The organism is Gracilibacillus pellucidus (assembly GCF_033949965.1).
Taxonomy (GTDB): Bacteria; Bacillota; Bacilli; order Bacillales; family Amphibacillaceae; genus Gracilibacillus; species Gracilibacillus pellucidus.
In genome coordinates this window covers 179,722-198,599 of the sequence record NZ_JAWZSR010000002.1, presented here as the reverse complement: position 1 = coordinate 198,599, position 18,878 = coordinate 179,722, and the positions used below count along the sequence as shown (strand labels likewise).

At 37.1% G+C, this 18,878-nt stretch carries 16 protein-coding genes; all 16 read left to right on the top strand.

What is annotated here, in order from left to right:
- Window positions 1–445 precede the first annotated feature (445 nt).
- The 16 genes from argC to arfA all read left to right on the top strand — a co-directional run bounded on the left by argC (window position 446) and on the right by arfA (window position 18,867).
- Window positions 446–1,483 carry an N-acetyl-gamma-glutamyl-phosphate reductase gene (argC, locus tag SH601_RS04310; protein ID WP_319957019.1) on the top strand — a complete coding sequence of 346 codons (1,038 nt, stop codon included), beginning with the start codon at window positions 446–448 and terminating at the stop codon, window positions 1,481–1,483.
- A 15-nt stretch (window positions 1,484–1,498) separates the two neighbouring features.
- Window positions 1,499–2,722, top strand: a complete 1,224-nt coding sequence (argJ, locus tag SH601_RS04305) for a bifunctional ornithine acetyltransferase/N-acetylglutamate synthase (RefSeq protein WP_319957018.1) — start codon at window positions 1,499–1,501, stop codon at window positions 2,720–2,722.
- Window positions 2,723–2,734: 12 nt separating this feature from the next.
- The gene (argB, locus tag SH601_RS04300) at window positions 2,735–3,538 is read left to right on the top strand and encodes an acetylglutamate kinase (RefSeq protein ID WP_319957017.1); all 804 of its coding nucleotides are present in this window, start codon (window positions 2,735–2,737) and stop codon (window positions 3,536–3,538) included.
- Complete coding sequence (locus SH601_RS04295; RefSeq protein ID WP_319957016.1) at window positions 3,531–4,703, top strand: acetylornithine transaminase; 1,173 nt, start codon at window positions 3,531–3,533, stop codon at window positions 4,701–4,703. The genes argB and SH601_RS04295 overlap by 8 nt, the downstream gene beginning before the upstream one ends.
- A gap of 67 nt (window positions 4,704–4,770) precedes the next feature.
- Window positions 4,771–5,670: a formyltetrahydrofolate deformylase gene (gene purU / locus SH601_RS04290; protein WP_319957015.1), complete on the top strand. Its 900-nt coding sequence runs from the start codon at window positions 4,771–4,773 to the stop codon at window positions 5,668–5,670.
- 395 nt (window positions 5,671–6,065) lie between these two features.
- Complete coding sequence (locus SH601_RS04285) at window positions 6,066–6,812, top strand: hypothetical protein (protein ID WP_319957014.1); 747 nt, start codon at window positions 6,066–6,068, stop codon at window positions 6,810–6,812.
- Between the two features lie 234 nt (window positions 6,813–7,046).
- The gene (gene araD / locus SH601_RS04280) at window positions 7,047–7,742 is read left to right on the top strand and encodes an L-ribulose-5-phosphate 4-epimerase (RefSeq protein WP_319957013.1); all 696 of its coding nucleotides are present in this window, start codon (window positions 7,047–7,049) and stop codon (window positions 7,740–7,742) included.
- A gap of 32 nt (window positions 7,743–7,774) precedes the next feature.
- Window positions 7,775–9,259: an L-arabinose isomerase gene (gene araA / locus SH601_RS04275; protein WP_319957012.1), complete on the top strand. Its 1,485-nt coding sequence runs from the start codon at window positions 7,775–7,777 to the stop codon at window positions 9,257–9,259.
- A gap of 260 nt (window positions 9,260–9,519) precedes the next feature.
- Complete coding sequence (locus SH601_RS04270) at window positions 9,520–10,644, top strand: GntR family transcriptional regulator (protein ID WP_319957011.1); 1,125 nt, start codon at window positions 9,520–9,522, stop codon at window positions 10,642–10,644.
- 244 nt (window positions 10,645–10,888) lie between these two features.
- Entirely contained in the window at window positions 10,889–12,010 is a 1,122-nt protein-coding gene (locus SH601_RS04265; RefSeq protein WP_319957010.1) for a GntR family transcriptional regulator, read from the top strand.
- An 18-nt stretch (window positions 12,011–12,028) separates the two neighbouring features.
- Complete coding sequence (locus SH601_RS04260) at window positions 12,029–13,312, top strand: arabinan endo-1,5-alpha-L-arabinosidase (protein WP_319957009.1); 1,284 nt, start codon at window positions 12,029–12,031, stop codon at window positions 13,310–13,312.
- Between the two features lie 351 nt (window positions 13,313–13,663).
- The gene (locus SH601_RS04255) at window positions 13,664–14,944 is read left to right on the top strand and encodes an extracellular solute-binding protein (protein ID WP_319957008.1); all 1,281 of its coding nucleotides are present in this window, start codon (window positions 13,664–13,666) and stop codon (window positions 14,942–14,944) included.
- 96 nt (window positions 14,945–15,040) lie between these two features.
- Window positions 15,041–15,922 carry a carbohydrate ABC transporter permease gene (locus SH601_RS04250; RefSeq protein ID WP_319957007.1) on the top strand — a complete coding sequence of 294 codons (882 nt, stop codon included), beginning with the start codon at window positions 15,041–15,043 and terminating at the stop codon, window positions 15,920–15,922.
- Window positions 15,923–15,964: 42 nt separating this feature from the next.
- Window positions 15,965–16,810 carry a carbohydrate ABC transporter permease gene (locus SH601_RS04245; protein ID WP_319957006.1) on the top strand — a complete coding sequence of 282 codons (846 nt, stop codon included), beginning with the start codon at window positions 15,965–15,967 and terminating at the stop codon, window positions 16,808–16,810.
- Window positions 16,811–16,842: 32 nt separating this feature from the next.
- Window positions 16,843–17,271 carry a hypothetical protein gene (locus SH601_RS04240; RefSeq protein WP_319957005.1) on the top strand — a complete coding sequence of 143 codons (429 nt, stop codon included), beginning with the start codon at window positions 16,843–16,845 and terminating at the stop codon, window positions 17,269–17,271.
- Between the two features lie 78 nt (window positions 17,272–17,349).
- The gene (gene arfA / locus SH601_RS04235; RefSeq protein ID WP_319957004.1) at window positions 17,350–18,867 is read left to right on the top strand and encodes an arabinosylfuranosidase ArfA; all 1,518 of its coding nucleotides are present in this window, start codon (window positions 17,350–17,352) and stop codon (window positions 18,865–18,867) included.
- The last annotated feature ends 11 nt before the right edge of the window (window positions 18,868–18,878 follow it).

Sequence of the window (18,878 nt, the reverse complement as noted above, 5' to 3'; positions counted from 1 at the left end):
TTGGGACATAATTAAATAAGAAGAGTCAAGATCCGAACAATTCTATGCTAAGCGTAGGTAAAATACGTAGACTCCTGCGGGAATAGCGCGAGCTGAAGATCCATTGTGTGAAGTACTTTTCTTCACACAATTAGCTAAAGCCGTGCCCGCGGAAAGCGAAGTATTTTGCCGAAGCGATATTTAAGCATGTTTCAATGTTCGGATTTTTCCTATCTAATTACTCTTTTGTTTTGAATGGATAATTATACAATGTGATGTATATTTTTTCGGTTAGGGAATAATATAGTGTTTATCATCATATGAATGTTCATCATATGTTCGCTTCATGGCTTAGAGATAAACAAGCGCTTGAATTTTAAACTTTTTTATAAATACCATTGCATGAAAATACATTTTAAAGTATAATTATGAATTAATCAGATACGGGATATTAGGGGGAAATGTTGTGAATGTAGCGATTGTTGGTGGTACTGGTTATGGAGCAGTAGAGTTGTTACGCTTTTTGCATAATCATCCATATGTAGAAGTGAAAAAGGTTATCTCACATTCAAATAGTGGTACAAAATTAGCAGAAGTTTATCCACACCTAGTTAATGTTGTGGATATCGAGATGGCTGAGCTTGATGTACATACATTAGCCGAAGAAGTGGACCTAGTCTTTTTTGCGACGCCATCAAATGTTAGTAAAAGGTATATTCCAGATTTAGTTGACAAGGGAGTCCGATGTATCGACCTATCAGGCGACTTTCGTCTAAGAGACGGCAAGAAGTATGTAGAGTATTATGGCGAGGAGATGGCACCACAATCATATATTGATAAAGCGGTATACGGATTATCAGAGATTAATAAGGAAGCAATCAAGCAAGCTATGATTATCGCAAATCCAGGATGCTATCCAACTGCAACAACACTAGGTTTAATTCCGGTACTAGAGAAAGGCCTCGTTAATCCTAACTCTATTATTGTTGATGCGAAAACAGGTGTTTCTGGTGCAGGTCGCAAGTTATCATTAAATGTTCATTTTTCAGAAATGAATGAAAATTTCAAGGCATACAAGGTGGGTGTGCATAAACACATTCCGGAAATAGAGCAAATGTTATCAGAACGAGCGGAGCAAGCGATTCAAGTTATTTTTACACCACACATTGTGCCTATGACACGAGGGATTATGAGTACGATGTATGTCGATATGAAAGATGTTTATTCAACAGAAGAATTAATTCAGCTTTATCAAGAATATTATCAGACCCATCCTTTTGTACGTATTCGAAAAGAAGGGGCATTGCCAGCGACAAAAGAGGTGTATGGAAGCAACTATTGTGATATTGGATTATATGCTGACGAACGGACAGGGAAACTAATTATTGTTTCCGTTATTGACAATTTAGTTAAGGGAGCATCAGGTCAAGCTATTCAAAACATGAATATTATGTGCGGATGGGAAGAGACAACAGGTTTACATCAACTACCTATTTATCCATAAGGAGTGAAAACAGACATGGAAGTTCAACTAGAACAATTTAAACAATTGCAAAATGGTAATATTGCCTCTGCGAAAGGATTCCAGGCAGGAGGATTACATTGTGGGCTACGCAAGAAAAAATTAGATTTAGGTTGGGTATATTCAGAGATTCCAGCAGAAGCAGCAGGTGTTTATACAATGAATGCATTCCAAGCTGCTCCACTTAAAGTAACACAAGAGAGTATGGCAAAAGAAAATAAATTACAAGCACTTATAGTGAATTCTGCGATTGCTAATGCATGTACAGGTGAACAAGGATTACAAGATGCTTACGATATGCGTCAACAATTTGCTGAAACGATTGGTGTAGAAGAGCATTTAGCAGCAGTTGCTTCGACAGGAGTTATTGGCGAATTACTACCGATGGACAAATTGCAAAAAGGAATTAGCCAAATACCCGAAGATCAGTTTGTCGGTGCAAATAAATTTGAAACAGCTATTTTAACAACAGATACAAAAGAAAAGGGGATTGCGATTGAATTAGAAATAGATGGGCAGACTGTCACAATCGGTGGGGCGGCAAAAGGATCAGGTATGATTCATCCGAATATGGCGACAATGCTCAGTTTTATTACAACAGACGCGAGTATACCAGCTAGTCATTTGTCAGATGCATTAAAATCTATTACGAATAAATCGTTCAACATGATTACAGTAGATGGTGACACAAGTACAAATGACATGGTACTTGTTTTAGCAAATGGCATGGCTGAAAACCAAGCCTTAACACCGGAACATGCAGAATGGTCTCATTTCTATGAAGGGTTAAAATTTGTTTGTGAATATTTAGCGAAAGAGATTGCTCGTGATGGAGAGGGAGCAACTAGATTAGTAGAAGTACAGGTTGATGGAGCATGGACAGATCAGGGAGCAACAGCGATTGCGAAATCCGTCGTTTCTTCTAACCTTGTTAAAACAGCTATTCATGGTGCAGATGCGAACTGGGGGCGTATTATTACAGCGGTAGGCTATAGTGGTGAGCCTTTAGATCCTAATAAGGTGAGTGTATATTTAGGCGAAACATTAGTAGTAGAGAAGGGAGTGCCACATCCATTTGATGAAGATGTCGCGAAGCAACACTTGCTAGAGGACGAGGTAACGCTATTTGTCAAACTTGGTGATGGTGAAGGCAAAGCAACTGCTTGGGGATGTGACCTTTCTTATGAATATGTCAGAATCAATGCTTCATATCGGACTTGAGGGGGACGAACAATGAATTATGTAGTGATTAAATGTGGTGGAAGTGTTTTTGAACAATTACCGTCAACTTTTTATCAAGACATTGTGACAATTCAAGAATCAGGTGAATGGCAGCCGATTATTGTTCATGGCGGTGGTCCATTAATAACGAAATTATTACAACAAACAGGTGTGAAAACTACATTTGTTGACGGATTGCGTGTCACGACGAATGATGTATTAGATGTAGTAGAAATGGCACTTAGCGGTTCAATGAATAAAGGAATTGTTCGTAAAATTAGAGAAAAATCCGGTAATGCGATTGGTGTGAGTGGTGTTGATGGATCCCTATTAGAAGCAAAACCAGTTAGTGGTAAGGAGGATTTAGGTTTTGTTGGAGAAGTGATCAATGTCAATACGAAAATGTTAGAGAATTTAGTTAGCCAAGGTCTTATTCCTGTCGTATCCCCAATCGCTATTGATAAAACAGGTCAACGTTACAATATTAATGCAGATATGGCAGCCTCGGCAGTTGCACAAGCATTAGGAGCGAAATTGTGTTTTATTAGTGATATCCCAGGGATTTATCAGGAAGTAGGCGGAACAAAGCAAGTATTCCATCAACTAAATGAACAGAAAATAGATGCATTAATCGAGCAAAAGGTGATTGAAGGCGGAATGGTTCCTAAAGTGAAATCAGCCATAGCTGCACTTCATCAAAACGTGTCGGAAGTATCGATTGTCGACGGGACACAAATTCATGGTTTAAAAGCATTTATGCAAGGAGAACAAATTGGTACAAGAATTGCTTTAACACAGGAGGTGTCACATGTATAAACAAGCAGTACAATCAGTTATGCATACGTATGGTCGTTTTCCGATTACATTAGTAGAAGGAAAAGGGAGCAATGTATGGGATGACAAAGGAACGAAATATTTAGATTTCACATCTGGTATTGCAACGTGTAACTTAGGGCATGTACCTGATGAGGTGAAGACGGCGGTTGCGGAACAAGTAGAGAAACTATGGCATTGTTCTAATCTTTATCATATACCAAATCAAGAGAAATTAGCACAAACATTAACGGAGAATAGTGTTGGTGACCAGGTGTTTTTCTGTAATAGTGGTGCAGAGGCGAATGAAGCAGCAATTAAAATTGCTAAAAAATATGGCCATGACGTACGAAACCAAGCTAATCCACATATCATTACATTTAAAAATTCATTTCATGGTCGAACAATGGCAACCTTATCCGCGACAGGACAAGAGAAAATTCAAAATGGGTTTACTCCTTTAACGCCTGGCTTTTCTTATTTGCCTTTTAATGACGATGCTTCGCTTGATGCGTTAATTGCACAGAAACCGACAGCTGTTCTGTTAGAGCTTATCCAAGGAGAAGGTGGAGTGATACCTGCTGACGCTACATGGATGCATAAAATGGCGGAGATCTGTAAGGAATTAGATATTTTGCTTATGATCGATGAGATCCAGACAGGTATTGGCCGGACAGGAACGTTATTTGCATATGAACATTACGATATCGAACCAGATGTGATTACGTTGGCAAAAGGTCTAGGTTCAGGCTTTCCGATTGGAGCGATGATAGCAAAAGAGCATGTTGCTAAAGTATTTTCGCCAGGAACACATGGCAGTACATTTGGCGGAAATCCGTTAGCGGCAACTGCAGGGTTAGCGACAATCAGTCAATTTGTTGAATCCGATATTTTAGAACAATCGAACCAGTTGGCAGCGTTTATTTGGAGTGAACTGCAAAAGTTATCATCAAATAAACAAGCAATAAAATCTATTAGAGGTAAAGGGCTGTTAATTGGTATAGAAGTAGACGGTAATGCGATGGAATATGTGAATAAAGCAAGGGAAGAACATCAATTGTTAATCGTTGTCGCAGGACCAAATATCGTGCGTATCCTTCCGCCGTTAACAGCAAGTAAAACAGAAGCAGAACAATTTATTGCAATTATCGACCAATTATTTGTGTAAGACTCTTTGACGATTCCCGTTTACGTGGTAAAGTAAGAGAAGAATCGAAGATAAAGAGGGAGCAAAAATGAAAAGTTATATTGCAGAAAAAATTGACGCTTTTAAAAATGTGAATAAAAATAGAGCACGTTTATTAATTAATTGTGCCGATCAGCCAGGCATTGTTTCAGCTGTATCAAAGTTTTTACATGAACATGATGCCAATATTATTGAGTCAAATCAATATACAACAGATCCACACGGTGGTGAATTCTTCATGCGAATTGAATTTGAAGTAGAAGAGCTGAAGGCGAATGTCGAGAAGCTTGAGGCAGACTTTGAAGAAGTGAAGCGATCATTTAGCATGGAGGCAACGTTTAAATATGTGGATGAAGTGAAGAAGATGGCAATCTTTGTATCGAAAGAACCACATTGTTTACTTGAATTACTATGGGAGTGGCAAAGTGGTGACTTGATGGCTGATATTAGCCTTGTCATTAGTAATCATGAAACATCACGTGCTTTTGTCGAACCGCTTGGTATTCCGTATTATTATATTCCAGCGAATAAAGATATTCGTAATCAAGTAGAAGAAGAGCAAATTCGATTGTTACAAGAACATGAAATTGATGTGATTGTATTAGCCCGTTATATGCAAATTTTAACACCCAATTTTGTGGAAACATTTAAAAATAAAATTATTAATATCCATCATTCTTTTTTACCAGCGTTTATCGGAGCGAAGCCGTATGAGCGTGCGTATCACCGCGGGGTAAAATTAATTGGTGCAACATCGCATTATGTGACGAATGATCTGGATGAAGGGCCAATTATTGAACAAGATATTAGTCGAGTAGACCATCGTGATAATGCAGCAGCAATGAAAAAGATCGGTCAATCTGTGGAACGTAGTGTATTAGCACGAGCAATTAAATGGCATCTTGATGATCGCATTATTGTATATGGAAATAAAACGATTGTATTTTAAAACGATAAGCATTCTTACACTTTGATAAAAGGTAAGAGTGCTTTTTTGTTATAAGGAAAGAAAGTATAAAGTTTGGGTACCTGTTTACGCGAGTGCCCAGAAACTAGGTGACTTCACGAGGCTTAGTCGCACTTCCATCGACTACATTCGGTCACGTCCTGTGACCAACGTCAATACTAGAACATCGTGTTCGTCGTGCCTTTAGGTGAGAGTCATCATCGATTCGTCCATTCACCGTGATAAGTTTCGCTAACAATCAGTGGGAGTCAAAGACTCCCACTGATTGAAGTCTCACTTTATCTCAGTTAAGGGGCTTTGCGCTTTTCTTATGAAATAGGCTTTTTCATCAGTGCCCATCACGATCTTTTCTCATATGCTATGGTGAGGTGGTTTAGGTGAGTTATTTTAATCTATGGATTCGTGGGCGAGAATTATTAGTCAAACCGACGATCGCGAATATCGTATACAAAATATATGAAAATAGACACTTGATAGCAAGTAGTCGAGATGGTGAAGAGACATTGATTCGAATAAATGAAAGAAAACCTGATACGAAAATTTCGATAGAATATTTTATGGATAATAAGTTATATCGAGAATGTTATCCGTTAAAATATTTTTATGCAACAAGAGTGCGCGATTATCAGCCAGGTGATATATTAGTCGCAAGTGATAATGTAAAGACAGAGTTAACAGGATATATGGGGCATGCTGCTATTGTGGTTAATGAGAATGAATTAGTGGAAGCTCCAGGAACAGCAATAGCGATTGTGAGAGAATCCATTCAGCAATTTTTAGCTAAGCATCCACTGCATGCACAATTTAGACCAGTTCAGTCAAAGCTAGGACAACAGGCTACACAATATGCTATCGATTATCATCAAACATATATGAAAAATTTAGAAAATGGCATACAGCAACCAACTTTTTCGTTCACTTTAGCACAACAATTAGATGACCCATGGGATAAAATATACTGTTCTAAATTAGTATGGCTTTGTTATCATTACGGAGCGGATTATACATTTGAAAATGATCACTTATGGTTTTCTCCAGAGGATTTGTATCATCAATTACTGGAGAACAAAGATTTTGAGATTATCTATCAACACGAAGAGGTAGAATTTTTAATTGATTTATAGACTGAACAGTTGTGTAAATATTGAAACCAGAATACCGCATTTCTAACGATAGAAATGCGGTATATTACTATTCTTGATAAAAGTAATTGGGGGGTACAAGCTAAAAAAGTAAAATTTTTTTAGAAGAAAATATTATTTATCTATTGAATGTACGTACGAATTATATTATCATAAAAGTAACCTATTTTACACATACGCACAAGTGCGGAATATAAAGAAAAGGGTGGATATAACATGCTTGAAGCGTTAAAACAGCAAGTATTGGAGGCAAACCTTGATCTACCTAAGTATGGATTAGTAACTTTTACTTGGGGCAATGTAAGCGGTTTCGATAAAGAGTCAGGTTTAATGGTGATCAAGCCTAGTGGTGTGCCGTATGAGGAGTTGAAAGTGGAGGATTTAGTAGTACTTGATTTAGATGGGAATATCGTGGAAGGTGATTTGAAACCGTCTTCTGATACACCAACACATCGTTTGTTGTATAAGAAATTTCCAGGAATCGGTGGTATTGTACATACTCACTCGCCATGGGCAACAAGTTGGGCTCAAGCAGGTAAAGGAATTCCTGCGCTTGGTACAACACAAGCAGATTATTTTTACGGTGAAATTCCTTGTACTCGCAGAATGACAGAAGAAGAGGTAAAAGGTGAGTATGAGTGGGAAACAGGTAATGTGATTGTGGAAGCATTCAAAGATATTGATCCATTACAAGTTCCGAGTGTGTTAGTGCATAGTCACGCTCCATTTAACTGGGGGAAAGATCCTCATGAAGCAGTCCATAATGCGGTTGTAGTAGAGGAAGTCGCGAAGATGGCATTACATACTTACCAAATTAATCCGGATGCAGCAAATATGGATCAGTTTTTATTAGATAAACACTATTTACGAAAACATGGTGCAAATGCGTACTATGGTCAAGATAAAAAATAATAAATAAAGAGAAAACTAGAGGAGGAATAACAATGCTAGAAGTACGTCCTTATACATTTTGGTTTGTAACAGGTAGTCAACATTTATATGGGGAAGAAACATTAACAGAAGTAGCAAATAATTCAAAAGAGGTAGTAGAAGGGTTAAATAAGGAAGGGAATTTACCTTTCGCAGTAGAGTTTAAAGAAGTGCTAACAACTTCAGCAGATATTAAGCGTCTGATGCTACAAGCGAATGCAGATGAGAACTGTGCAGGTGTCATCACATGGATGCATACATTCTCTCCGGCGAAAATATGGATTGCAGGTTTAGGTTCATTACAAAAACCTTTATTACATCTTCATACACAATTCAATCGTGATATCCCATGGGATACGATTGATATGGATTTTATGAACTTAAATCAAGCAGCACATGGTGATCGTGAATATGGTTTCATTAATACAAGAATGGATATCGCAAGAAAAGTAGTTGTAGGACACTGGCAAAGTAAAGATGTTACAACAAAAGTGTCTGATTGGATGAAGACGGCAGTAGGTGTTGCAGAAGGTAGCAATATCCGTGTAGCTCGTTTTGGTGACAACATGCGTAATGTAGCTGTAACAGATGGTGATAAAGTCGAAGCACAAATCAAGTTTGGTTGGACAGTTGACTATTACGGTATCGGTGATTTAGTTGAAGAGATGGAAAAAGTAACAGATGCGGAATTAGATGCATTATACAAAGAATATGAAGAGTTATATGAGCTACCAGCAGAAGCAAGTGAGCCTGGAGCTGTTCGCGATGCTATTTTATATCAAGGAAAAGTAGAGTTAGGATTGAAATCATTCTTACAAAAAGGTAACTATACAGCATTTACAACAAACTTTGAAGATTTACATGGTATGAAACAATTGCCAGGTCTTGCAGCACAACGTTTGATGGCGGAAGGTTATGGTTTTGCTGGTGAGGGTGACTGGAGAACAGCTGCATTGCTTCGTTTTATGAAGATTGTTGCAGGTAATGAAGGTACATCATTCATGGAAGATTATACGTACCACCTTGAGCCTGGTAACGAAATGATTTTAGGTTCTCACATGTTAGAAATTTGTCCGACAGTTTCTGCGACAAAACCGAAAATCGTTGTTAATCCACTAGGTATAGGTGGAAAAGAAGATCCTGCTCGTCTAGTATTTGATGGACGTGGTGGCGATGCAGTCAATGCATCTCTTGTTGAAATGGGTGGTAGATATCGCCTAATTATTAATGAAGTAAAAGCGGAGCAACCGAAAGTAGAAACACCAAATCTACCAGTTGCGAAAGTACTATGGAAGCCAGAACCATCACTAAGTGAAGCAACAGAAGCATGGATTTATGCAGGTGGTGCACACCATACAGTATTCTCATTTGATGTATCGACAGAACAATTATACGATTTCGCAAACATGGCGAAAATCGAATGTGTCATAATCGATGAGGATACAAAACTTCGCCAATTCCGTAATGAACTAAAATGGAACGAGGCGCTCTATCGCTAAGATTATAAAAACCAAAACAACACGCGTTTCAACCAAAGAAACGCGTGTTGTTTTCAATCTAGAAAAAAAGTAACCAAGTCTGAACCATTTAAAAATGATCATGAACATATAGGTTAGTATTCTTCCGGTCTAATGATAATGAATGGTGTCGGTTAGGTTTATTGTGGACGTATTTCTTGTTGTACGTCAAAATCACTTGACAGTATGAGTGAAACCTTTATCCTTAATAGTAGACAAGGCAAATAAATGAGGTGTTTACCGTGCAGACAAAATATAGCATAGTAAAAGAAGCGATAAAATCACAAATATTGGATGGTACATTCCAACCACATGAAAAAATAAGTTCAGAAAGTGAATTAATGGAAGAGTTTGGCGTGAGTAGACATACTGTACGTCTAGCAATTGGGGATTTAGTTAATCAAGGATGGTTATATAGAGAACAGGGGGCAGGTACTTTCTGTGCAGACCGTTCTAAAAATAACGCCCAATCAATGGTTGAACAGAAAAGTATTGCACTTATTACTACCTATCTTTCTGATTACATTTTCCCGTCTATTATTCGAGGGGCGGAATCCTATTTAAGTAAGCAAGGTTATCAAGTCAGTCTTTTCAGTACAAATAATGACCACGAAAATGAACGTAAATTCCTGGAGAAAATACTGACACAACAATTCGATGGTGTCATTGTAGAACCAACGAAGAGTGCAGTGAGTAACCCTAATATTAATTATTATTTAAATCTTGAACGAGAAAATATTCCTTATCTAATGATTAATGCTTATTATGATGAGTTAGAACCTTTTCATATCGTAATGGATGATGAAAAGGGTGGGATGCTCCAAACAGAGCATTTAATTGAATTAGGGCATACGAATATTGTAGGTTTTTTCAAAACGGATGACATCCAAGGTACGAAACGGATGAAAGGTTATTTAAAAGCTCACCGTAAACATGCTATTGATATTCAACCAAATAATATTGTAACGTATAACACGGTAGACAAGGCGACAAAACCGGCAGCCGTATTAAAAGAATTACTGAAAGAACCAGCTAGCAAACGTCCAACAGCTATTGTTTGCTATAATGATGAATTGGCTATTAGATTACTTGATATTTTAAGAGAAGCAAGGCTTAAAGTGCCGGAGGATATTTCAATTGTAGGTTTTGACAATTCATTTATGGCAGATTTAACAGAAGTGAAGTTGACTACCGTAAGTCACCCACAAAGCGAAATGGGCGAACTTGCAGCTAAAGTTATTTTAGATATGGTGAAAAAAAGTAAAGCATCGAAAAAACAACAAAATATGGAGAATGATTTAATCCGTTTTGAACCAAAACTGGTCGAACGAAATTCAACGGCTCCATTGTCGAAGAAAACAAAATAGTTAAGAGGACAAGGTGTATTCAATGTAAGCATTGTGTATACCTTGTTTGTTTTTTAAATGGGTGAATTATTAATAATTTTCTGAAAAATAGACCATACCAATAGTGTAACTTTAGAGTGGTGTGCTATAATATTAGTACGTATAAATTTTCAAGGGGCATAAAAATGTTATTGAAAACGGTTTCTGTATAACTGTGAAGTGACTACTGGCTTATGTTCAGGTGAGTGGAGAGAGGGAAGAGAAAATGGAGGCTATGTATAAACAGATTAAACAGTCAATCAAGTCAAAGATACTAGAAGGATTAATGCAACCACATGAAAAAATAAGTTCTGAAAGTGAATTGATGAGTCAGTTTGATGTGAGTAGGCATACAGTACGAGTTGCAATTGGAGAACTGGTAAATGAAGGATGGTTGTATCGAGAGCAAGGCGCAGGTACTTTTTGTGCAGATCGGACTAAGAATGATAGTTATTCATCTCGATTACCACAAAAAAATATTGCTATTGTAACGACGTATATATCCGCGTATATTTTTCCTTCTATAATTCGTGGAGCAGAAGCATATTTAAGTGAACAAGGCTATCATGTCAGTATTTTTAATACGAACAATAAGCATGAACAAGAGAAGAAAATTATTAATCTATTGTTAGAAGGGAATTATGATGGTGTCATTATAGAGCCGAGTCATAGTGCATCTGCTACACCAAATTTAAGGTATTATCTAAATTTAGAAAAAGCACAAATCCCATATGTAATGATCAATGCTATTTATGATGAATTAGAGCCAATCTATTTTATGATGGATGATGAATTAGGTGGCTATTTACAAACAAAGCACTTGTTAGATTTAGGACACCAGAATATTGCTTGTATGTATAAGACAGATGATGCACAAGGACAAAAACGTTTAAAAGGATACATTAAAGCGTACCGAGAATCAAACGTTCCATTACATCCTAAAAATATTATCACATATAGTACAGAAAATAATATAGCAAAGCCGAAACAAGAGTTGAAACGACTTTTAACTGCAAAAATGGATAGGCCAACAGCACTTGTTTGCTATAACGATCAATTAGTTTTGCAATTGATGGATGAGGTAAGGGAATTAGGGATTAGAATCCCTGATGAGTTATCACTTGTTGGGTATGATGATTCTATGTTCGCAGAAGTCTCGGAAATAAAGCTGACATCTATCACACACCCTAAGAGCAAGTTGGGACTTGATGCAGCAAAAGCAATCATTCAAATGATTAGACCAAATGAAGCTAATCATCAATCGATGGAATCACTGTCAAAATTGTATGAACCTGAATTAGTTGTAAGACAATCAACCGCTGCATTTAGAGGGGTAGCAGATATCTAGAAAGAGAGGTGCGTTTTGATGTTTGAGGAAAAGAATATACCGAAAGATTCGTTGTACAATAGAAAAATTGCGGATGATGAAACGATGTGGACAACTAACAATGTACATGATCCTGCTATTATTAAGGATGGAGATTGGTACTATGTTTTTTCGACTGATGCCCAGGTAGGGGGAGAATTTAAGGCTGGCATTCAAATTCGTAAATCTAACGACTTAATGAATTGGCAATGGGTAGGGCGTGCTTTTCCAAATGGTGTACCAGAAGAGGCGAAAAAATGGACGGGTGCAAAAGGCTTATGGGCACCAGAGGTTGTTAAGTACGGTGATACTTATTATATGTATTATGCGGCAAGTCAATTTGGTAAGACACAATCTTTTATCGGCGTAGCAACGAGTAAGCAAATTGAAGGGCCATATGTAGACAAAGGTGTGGTAATCAAATCGGAAGAAGGTACAGATGGACCAAATGCGATAGATCCGAATATTACGTTTGATGAACATGGAACACCATGGATGGTCTATGGGTCATTTTTTGGCGGGATCTATGTTGCAGAGGTGAATCAACAGACTGGAAAATTAGTACATGAAGGGTTAGGGACATTAATTGCTAAAAGAAACCGGAGTGTAGATCGAGCGATTGAAGGTCCATATATTGTCTATCATCCTACCTTTAAACAATATTACTTATTTGTGTCCTATGATTCCTTGTTTTCGAACTATAATATTCGAGTTGCAAGATCTAAAACGATTGAAGGACCCTATTATGATTTCAATGGCAAAGAAATGACGGATATAGAGTCGGAACAATATGAAATAGGCATGAAGATATTAGGAGGCTACCGGTTTAGTGGCTCGGACGGATGGGTTGCACCGGGGCATAATTCTGTTCTGACAGATGGGGAAGAACACTATATTTGTCATCATATTCGAGCGCCAAAAGATAAGCATTGGCACTACTTACATATAAGGAAAATTGTCTGGACAAATGATGGTTGGCCACTCGTATCACCTGAGCGATTTGCTGGTGAAGTTTTAATGGAGTTAGATAAATCACAACTTGTTGGAGAATGGGAGTGGATTACCGTTGATCCACATAATGATAAACAAGACCTTGCAATAACTATCACATTGCCAGAGGAAAACTGGACTGCTTTATCAAAAGAACATTATCAATTGAAAGTGCAAGAGGAAGATGTTAGTGGTGTAACGATGAAAAGTTGGGACTGGGAACGATGGCAAGAGACGGTAGTATTTATCGGTAAGAATGATAAAGGAATTGTTTCTATAGCCAAGAAGAAGTAGGAAACAGTGAAAAGGGGCGGTAGACTGGGCGTCCTTTTTTTCTTCTGCCAATAAAAATAGTTATTAATATTTAGGTTGGAAAAGTTGAAATTTATTTTATTACATAAACAAAAAAGTATTGAAAAAAAGAATATCATTCGCTATACTAAAGGCAAGACATCTCATACGTACAAATTTTATTTTTTTAATAAAATTTATTCGTATGAATAGTAATAAACCGCTTAGCTTAAACATATGTAGTTTGTGTGTAACAAAAATGTATATATAGGGAGGTTTAATATGTAAGCGTTTTTAAAACGATTAAGCTAGGATACACCTTAAACAATTAGTAAATAAATGGAGGGGTCGTTAATGAGAAAGAGACTAATGTTTATGTTAGTTTTATTGACGGTTTTGTTAGCAGCATGCAGTGGGGACGACGAAAACAAGATTCAATTTTGGACACCTTTAACAGGTGATGACGGTGCTTATATGGACAAATTAGTAGAGGAATATAACGCTACAGAGCCTGAAATAGAAGTAAATCATGTTATTACCTCAGATATGTATACGAAGATGTACACAGTGTTGAACTCAGGTAATGGTATTCCAGATTTATCAATTATTCATGCGGACCGTATAGCAAGCTTTGTAGAGCAAGGATTGTTAGAACCAATGACAGACATAATGGAAGCGCAACCAAATTTAAACGCTGATAACTACATTCCGCAAGCTTGGACGGCTGGCGAAGTGGATGGAACCCAATATACAATTCCACTGGATATTCATGGTAGTGCGATGTACTACAATGAAGATTTAATGAAAAAATACGGTGTAGAGCATTGGTTAGATGATGATGTTGTTACATTCGATGAAATGTTGAGCTTACAAGGTCAATTGGAGGAAGGCGACTATGTATTAAATGATGCATTAATTGGTTGGGTAGTGTTAGCACAACTCCAAAACCTTGGCGGGGATATTCAAGAGGACGGTAAGCCTGTTATAGATACTCCGGAAATGCGTGAAGCATTCCAAGCAATCAAAGATTTGTCAGATGCAGGAATTATGACACCGTATGGTGAAGACGGCTATTTAATGTTCCAATCAGGAAATGTTATGTTTTCAACTGATGGTACATGGAGTTCTACAGGACATGCGCAGGTAGAAGATTTGAATTTTGGTGTGACAAACATTTATTCCTTTGAACCATCAATATTCCATAATCGTTCATCTGCACACTTATTTGCAATGTTAACGAAAGAAGAAAGAACGGATGAAAAAGAAGCAGGAATTGCGGACTTTTTAGAATTTATTCGAGAAAACTCTATTGAATGGGCGGAAGCTGGTCAAATCGTTGCCAGTGTGGACGTCATTGAAAGTCCTGAATATGAAAACTATATGCAATCTTTCTTCACTTCTAACCAAGCAGAAGAAGAATCGCTTTATATTTATACGTATGAGCACTATCCATATGTAGCAGAAGCTATTGATACCTATGTTGGTGACCTTATCCACGGTGAAATAGATATGGATGAAGGATTTGCTGATATGCAAAGATTCGTCGAAGATAAAGTGGATGAAGGCGCGTTAGATATGGAAAATACAGAATTGCTTGATGAAGATGAGTTAGAAGAAGAATTATCAGACGAATAAGTATTGTTAGGATGGTTTGGAAATAATCCCCTCAAGTAATATGGATTTTCACTTGAGGGAACTATCCTAGTCTCTTTTATGAAGGAGGTCATTTAATTGAAAGAACAAAGTAAATTTGCTCCTCTATTCTTTGTTGGGCCACATATTATCTTATTTCTAGTATTTATCTTGATACCATCAATTTATGGTATTTATGCTTCTTTTACAAAATGGAATTTAGTCGGTAATCCAGAGTGGGTAGGGCTTGATAATTATAAAACAATATTAACAAACAGTGATTCTACTTTTTATAGCCAGTTTTTTAACGGAATGCAAAATACGTTTATTTTTGTTGGATTAAGTGTTCCGTTAATGATTGTCATTCCGCTATTAATTGCGGTGGCGATGGAGCATAAAGAAGTGAAGTTCACTAGCCTATTTCAAACATTAATCTATATTCCTGGATTAGTATCTATCTCAGCTGCAGCACTAATTTGGTCGTTAATTTTTAATGCGCAGCTTGGGGTGGTAAATAACTTATTTGGATCAGAGGTAGTATGGTCCACAACACAACCGTATGCTTGGCTCATCATTATTATTATTACGATATGGGCAGGTATTGGCGGGAATATGATTATTTACCGAGCAGGTATTAATGGTGTTTCGAAAGATCTTTATGAAGCTGCGGAGATTGATGGAGCTGGACCGATCCGTAAGTTTTTCAATGTTACGTTACCTGCTATCAAATTTCCATTAATCTATACAATGGTTATGACAACTGCTGGAGCATTTAATGTGTTTGCTCAACCTTTGATGATGACAGAAGGTGGACCACGTCAAAGTACGACAGTGTTAATGATGTATATACGAGATCTAGCGTTTAGTCATGGTGAATCGATTGCTGGTATGGCTTCCGCGATGGCGGTGTTACTAGGTATAGTAATCCTGATTATTTCAGCTATTCAGTATTACATCATGAACCGTAATGCTACAACATAATCACGATGAATGGAAGTTTGAAGAGAAAGGTAGGGATGTACCATGTTGAAGAAGTTAAAGATATCCAAGTATTTAGCATATTTATTTTTGGTAATAGTTAGTGCTATTTGGACGATACCAGTAATATTTGGGATTGTGACATCTTTTAGGTCCCAGACGGAAGTAGTAAGTGAAGGATTTCGGCTATTACCAGTAAACTGGATTGTAGAAAATTATGTAGCAATATTGGAAAATACGTCGACAGCACCGATTCTTCAATGGTTGTGGAATTCAGTATTTATTGCAACACTTCATACTCTTTTAGTCGTTGTTGTTATCTCGGTAACGGCATACGGTTATTCACGTATGAAATTTAAAGGGAGAGATTTACTATTCTTCACGTTGTTAGGGATTTCCTTTTTCCCGAATGTTGTAAACTTGATCCCTTCTTATAAAATTATTGATATTCTTGGCTGGGTAAATACACCGTGGGCGATGATTATTCCAGGACTAGCAGGTATGGGGAATATCTTTTTAGTTCGTCAGTTTATGAAGGGGATTCCAATGGATCTTGATGAATCTGCTAGGGTGGATGGAGCTGGTGACTTCACCATATTCTCTAAGATTATTTTGCCGCTCATCAAGCCAGTTTTAATAGTTTGTGCGTTATTTTCCTTTACGGGATCGTGGAATGATTTCTTGTGGCCGGTAATTGTGTATACGGATGTGAATAAAATGCCTGTAACGGCAGGACTATTGTTATTACAAGATGTATACGGAAACTACCGTATGATAGGTCAGTTAATGGGATCAGCTATTTTAGCAATTATCCCGACATTGTTATTATTCTTCTTTGCACAAAAACATTTTATTAAAGGAATCAATTTAAACTCAGGTATTAAAGGGTAAGAGTTAAACTAAGATAGAAATGAGGAGATTATATGAAGCGAGGGCTAGAAAGGAAACTGTTAATTACTGGTTCTGTATGGAATCTAATTATCGCATTGTTAACGATGTTTAGTTATAATTCTTGGTTTAATCGAGAGGGTGCCAAGCAACTTGAACAGGTTGATGGCAATGTAGCGTTAGCTGGCTCTCAAATGCTTAATAATATCTCTAGTGTCATTTTTATCTTTGGTTTATTTACCTTAGTAGGTGCGATTATCAATTTTTTAGTAGCAACAAAATTACGAGATAACGAGATACAAAAAGGGGTAATGATATGGGTTGGAATTTGGGCTGTTATCCAGCTGATATCTATGGATATTGTAGGGTTCCTTATTTATATGTTTGCTTTTATTATGTATACAGCGAAAAATAAAGCAATTAAACTAGCGGATCCTAAGGTGAATAAGATAGTAGGCGTTTAAGAAAAGGAAATAGCAGTTCAAATCGAGCTCATACTTAAATAAATTATGAGTCAAATAATTAATGGGGGGATAATCAAAATGTCTAACGAAACAGTAAAAGCAAAAATGGTTGTAGACAAGGAATTTAAGATTTCCGAGATTGATCCAAGAGTTTACGGATCATTTATTGAACACCTAGGTAGAGCAGTTTATGGTGGGATTTATGAACCAGATCATCCTACAGCAGATGCAAATGGTTTTCGTCAAGATGTTATTGATTTAGTCAAAGAATTACAAGTACCAATCGTTCGTTACCCAGGTGGAAATATGGTATCTGCGTACAATTGGGAAGATGGTGTCGGTCCAAAAGATGATCGTCCGACACGATTGGAATTAGCTTGGAGAGTACTAGAAACAAATCAAGTCGGTACAAATGAATTTATGGATTGGGCAAAAGCTGCCAATACAGATGTAATGATGGCTGTCAATCTTGGTACAAGAGGAATTGATGCAGCGAGAAATCTATTAGAATACTGTAATCATCCAGGGGGGACATATTGGAGTGAATTACGTAAGTCACACGGGTATGAAAACCCTCACAAAATTAAAACATGGTGCCTAGGTAATGAAATGGATGGACCGTGGCAAGTAGGACAAAAAACAGCTAATGAATATGGTAGATTAGCTTTTGAAACTGCTAAAGCGATGAAATTAGTGGACCCAGATATTGAACTAGTAAGCTGTGGTAGCTCAAATTCTAATATGCCGACTTTCCCAAGTTGGGAAGCAGAATCATTAGAGCACACATATGAAGTTGCTGATTATATTTCTTTACACCAATACTATGGTAATCGTAGTAATGATACGGCTAACTTTTTAGCGAAATCAATGGACATGGAAAACTTTATTCAAACAGTTATTGCAACATGTGATTATATTAAAGCGAAAAAACGTAGTAAGAAAAAAATGTACTTAAGCTTTGATGAATGGAATGTATGGTTCCACTCTAATGAACAAGATAAAGAGATTGAGCCATGGTCCGTTGCGCCACCTCAATTAGAAGATGTGTATACGTTTGAGGATGCATTATTAGTTGGTAGCATGCTTAATACGATGTTACGCCACTCTGATCGAGTAAAAGTAGCTTGTATGGCACAGCTTGTTAATGTTATTGCACCAATCATGACAGACAATGGTGGTGCTGCATGGAAACAAACCATTTTCTATCCGTACTATTACACTTCTGTATATGGACGTGGTGTAGCGTTAAACCCAGTAGTAAGCTCGCCTAAATATGATAGTAAAGACTTTACAGATGTTCCTTACTTAGATCCATCTGTTGTCTACAATGAAGAAAAAGAAGAGCTGGTAATCTTTGCAACGAATCGTCATTTAGAGCAAACATTAGAAGTGGATATTGATGTTCGTTCATTTGAGGGATATGACGTTGTAGAGCATGTTGTCTTGGAAAATGAAGATGCAAAAGCGGTTAACCTTGCAGGACAAGAGAATGTTAAGCCACATTCAAATGGTGAATCATTTGTAGACGATGGTAAATTAACTGGTATTTTCCCTAAATTCTCTTGGAATATGATTCGTTTACAAAAGAAAGCATAACAAGTCTTAGA

Excerpts from the sequence above, each read along its gene's own strand:
- SH601_RS04245 (WP_319957006.1), top strand. The coding sequence starts at position 15,965 with ATGTTGAAGAAGTTAAAGATATCCAAGTATTTAGCATATTTATTTTTG.
- SH601_RS04260 (WP_319957009.1), top strand. The coding sequence starts at position 12,029 with ATGTTTGAGGAAAAGAATATACCGAAAGATTCGTTGTACAATAGAAAA.
- SH601_RS04255 (WP_319957008.1), top strand. The coding sequence starts at position 13,664 with ATGAGAAAGAGACTAATGTTTATGTTAGTTTTATTGACGGTTTTGTTA.
- SH601_RS04295 (WP_319957016.1), top strand. The coding sequence starts at position 3,531 with ATGTATAAACAAGCAGTACAATCAGTTATGCATACGTATGGTCGTTTT.
- arfA (WP_319957004.1), top strand. The coding sequence starts at position 17,350 with ATGTCTAACGAAACAGTAAAAGCAAAAATGGTTGTAGACAAGGAATTT.
- SH601_RS04240 (WP_319957005.1), top strand. The coding sequence starts at position 16,843 with ATGAAGCGAGGGCTAGAAAGGAAACTGTTAATTACTGGTTCTGTATGG.
- argB (WP_319957017.1), top strand. The coding sequence starts at position 2,735 with ATGAATTATGTAGTGATTAAATGTGGTGGAAGTGTTTTTGAACAATTA.
- araA (WP_319957012.1), top strand. The coding sequence starts at position 7,775 with ATGCTAGAAGTACGTCCTTATACATTTTGGTTTGTAACAGGTAGTCAA.
- purU (WP_319957015.1), top strand. The coding sequence starts at position 4,771 with ATGAAAAGTTATATTGCAGAAAAAATTGACGCTTTTAAAAATGTGAAT.
- SH601_RS04265 (WP_319957010.1), top strand. The coding sequence starts at position 10,889 with ATGGAGGCTATGTATAAACAGATTAAACAGTCAATCAAGTCAAAGATA.
- araD (WP_319957013.1), top strand. The coding sequence starts at position 7,047 with ATGCTTGAAGCGTTAAAACAGCAAGTATTGGAGGCAAACCTTGATCTA.
- argJ (WP_319957018.1), top strand. The coding sequence starts at position 1,499 with ATGGAAGTTCAACTAGAACAATTTAAACAATTGCAAAATGGTAATATT.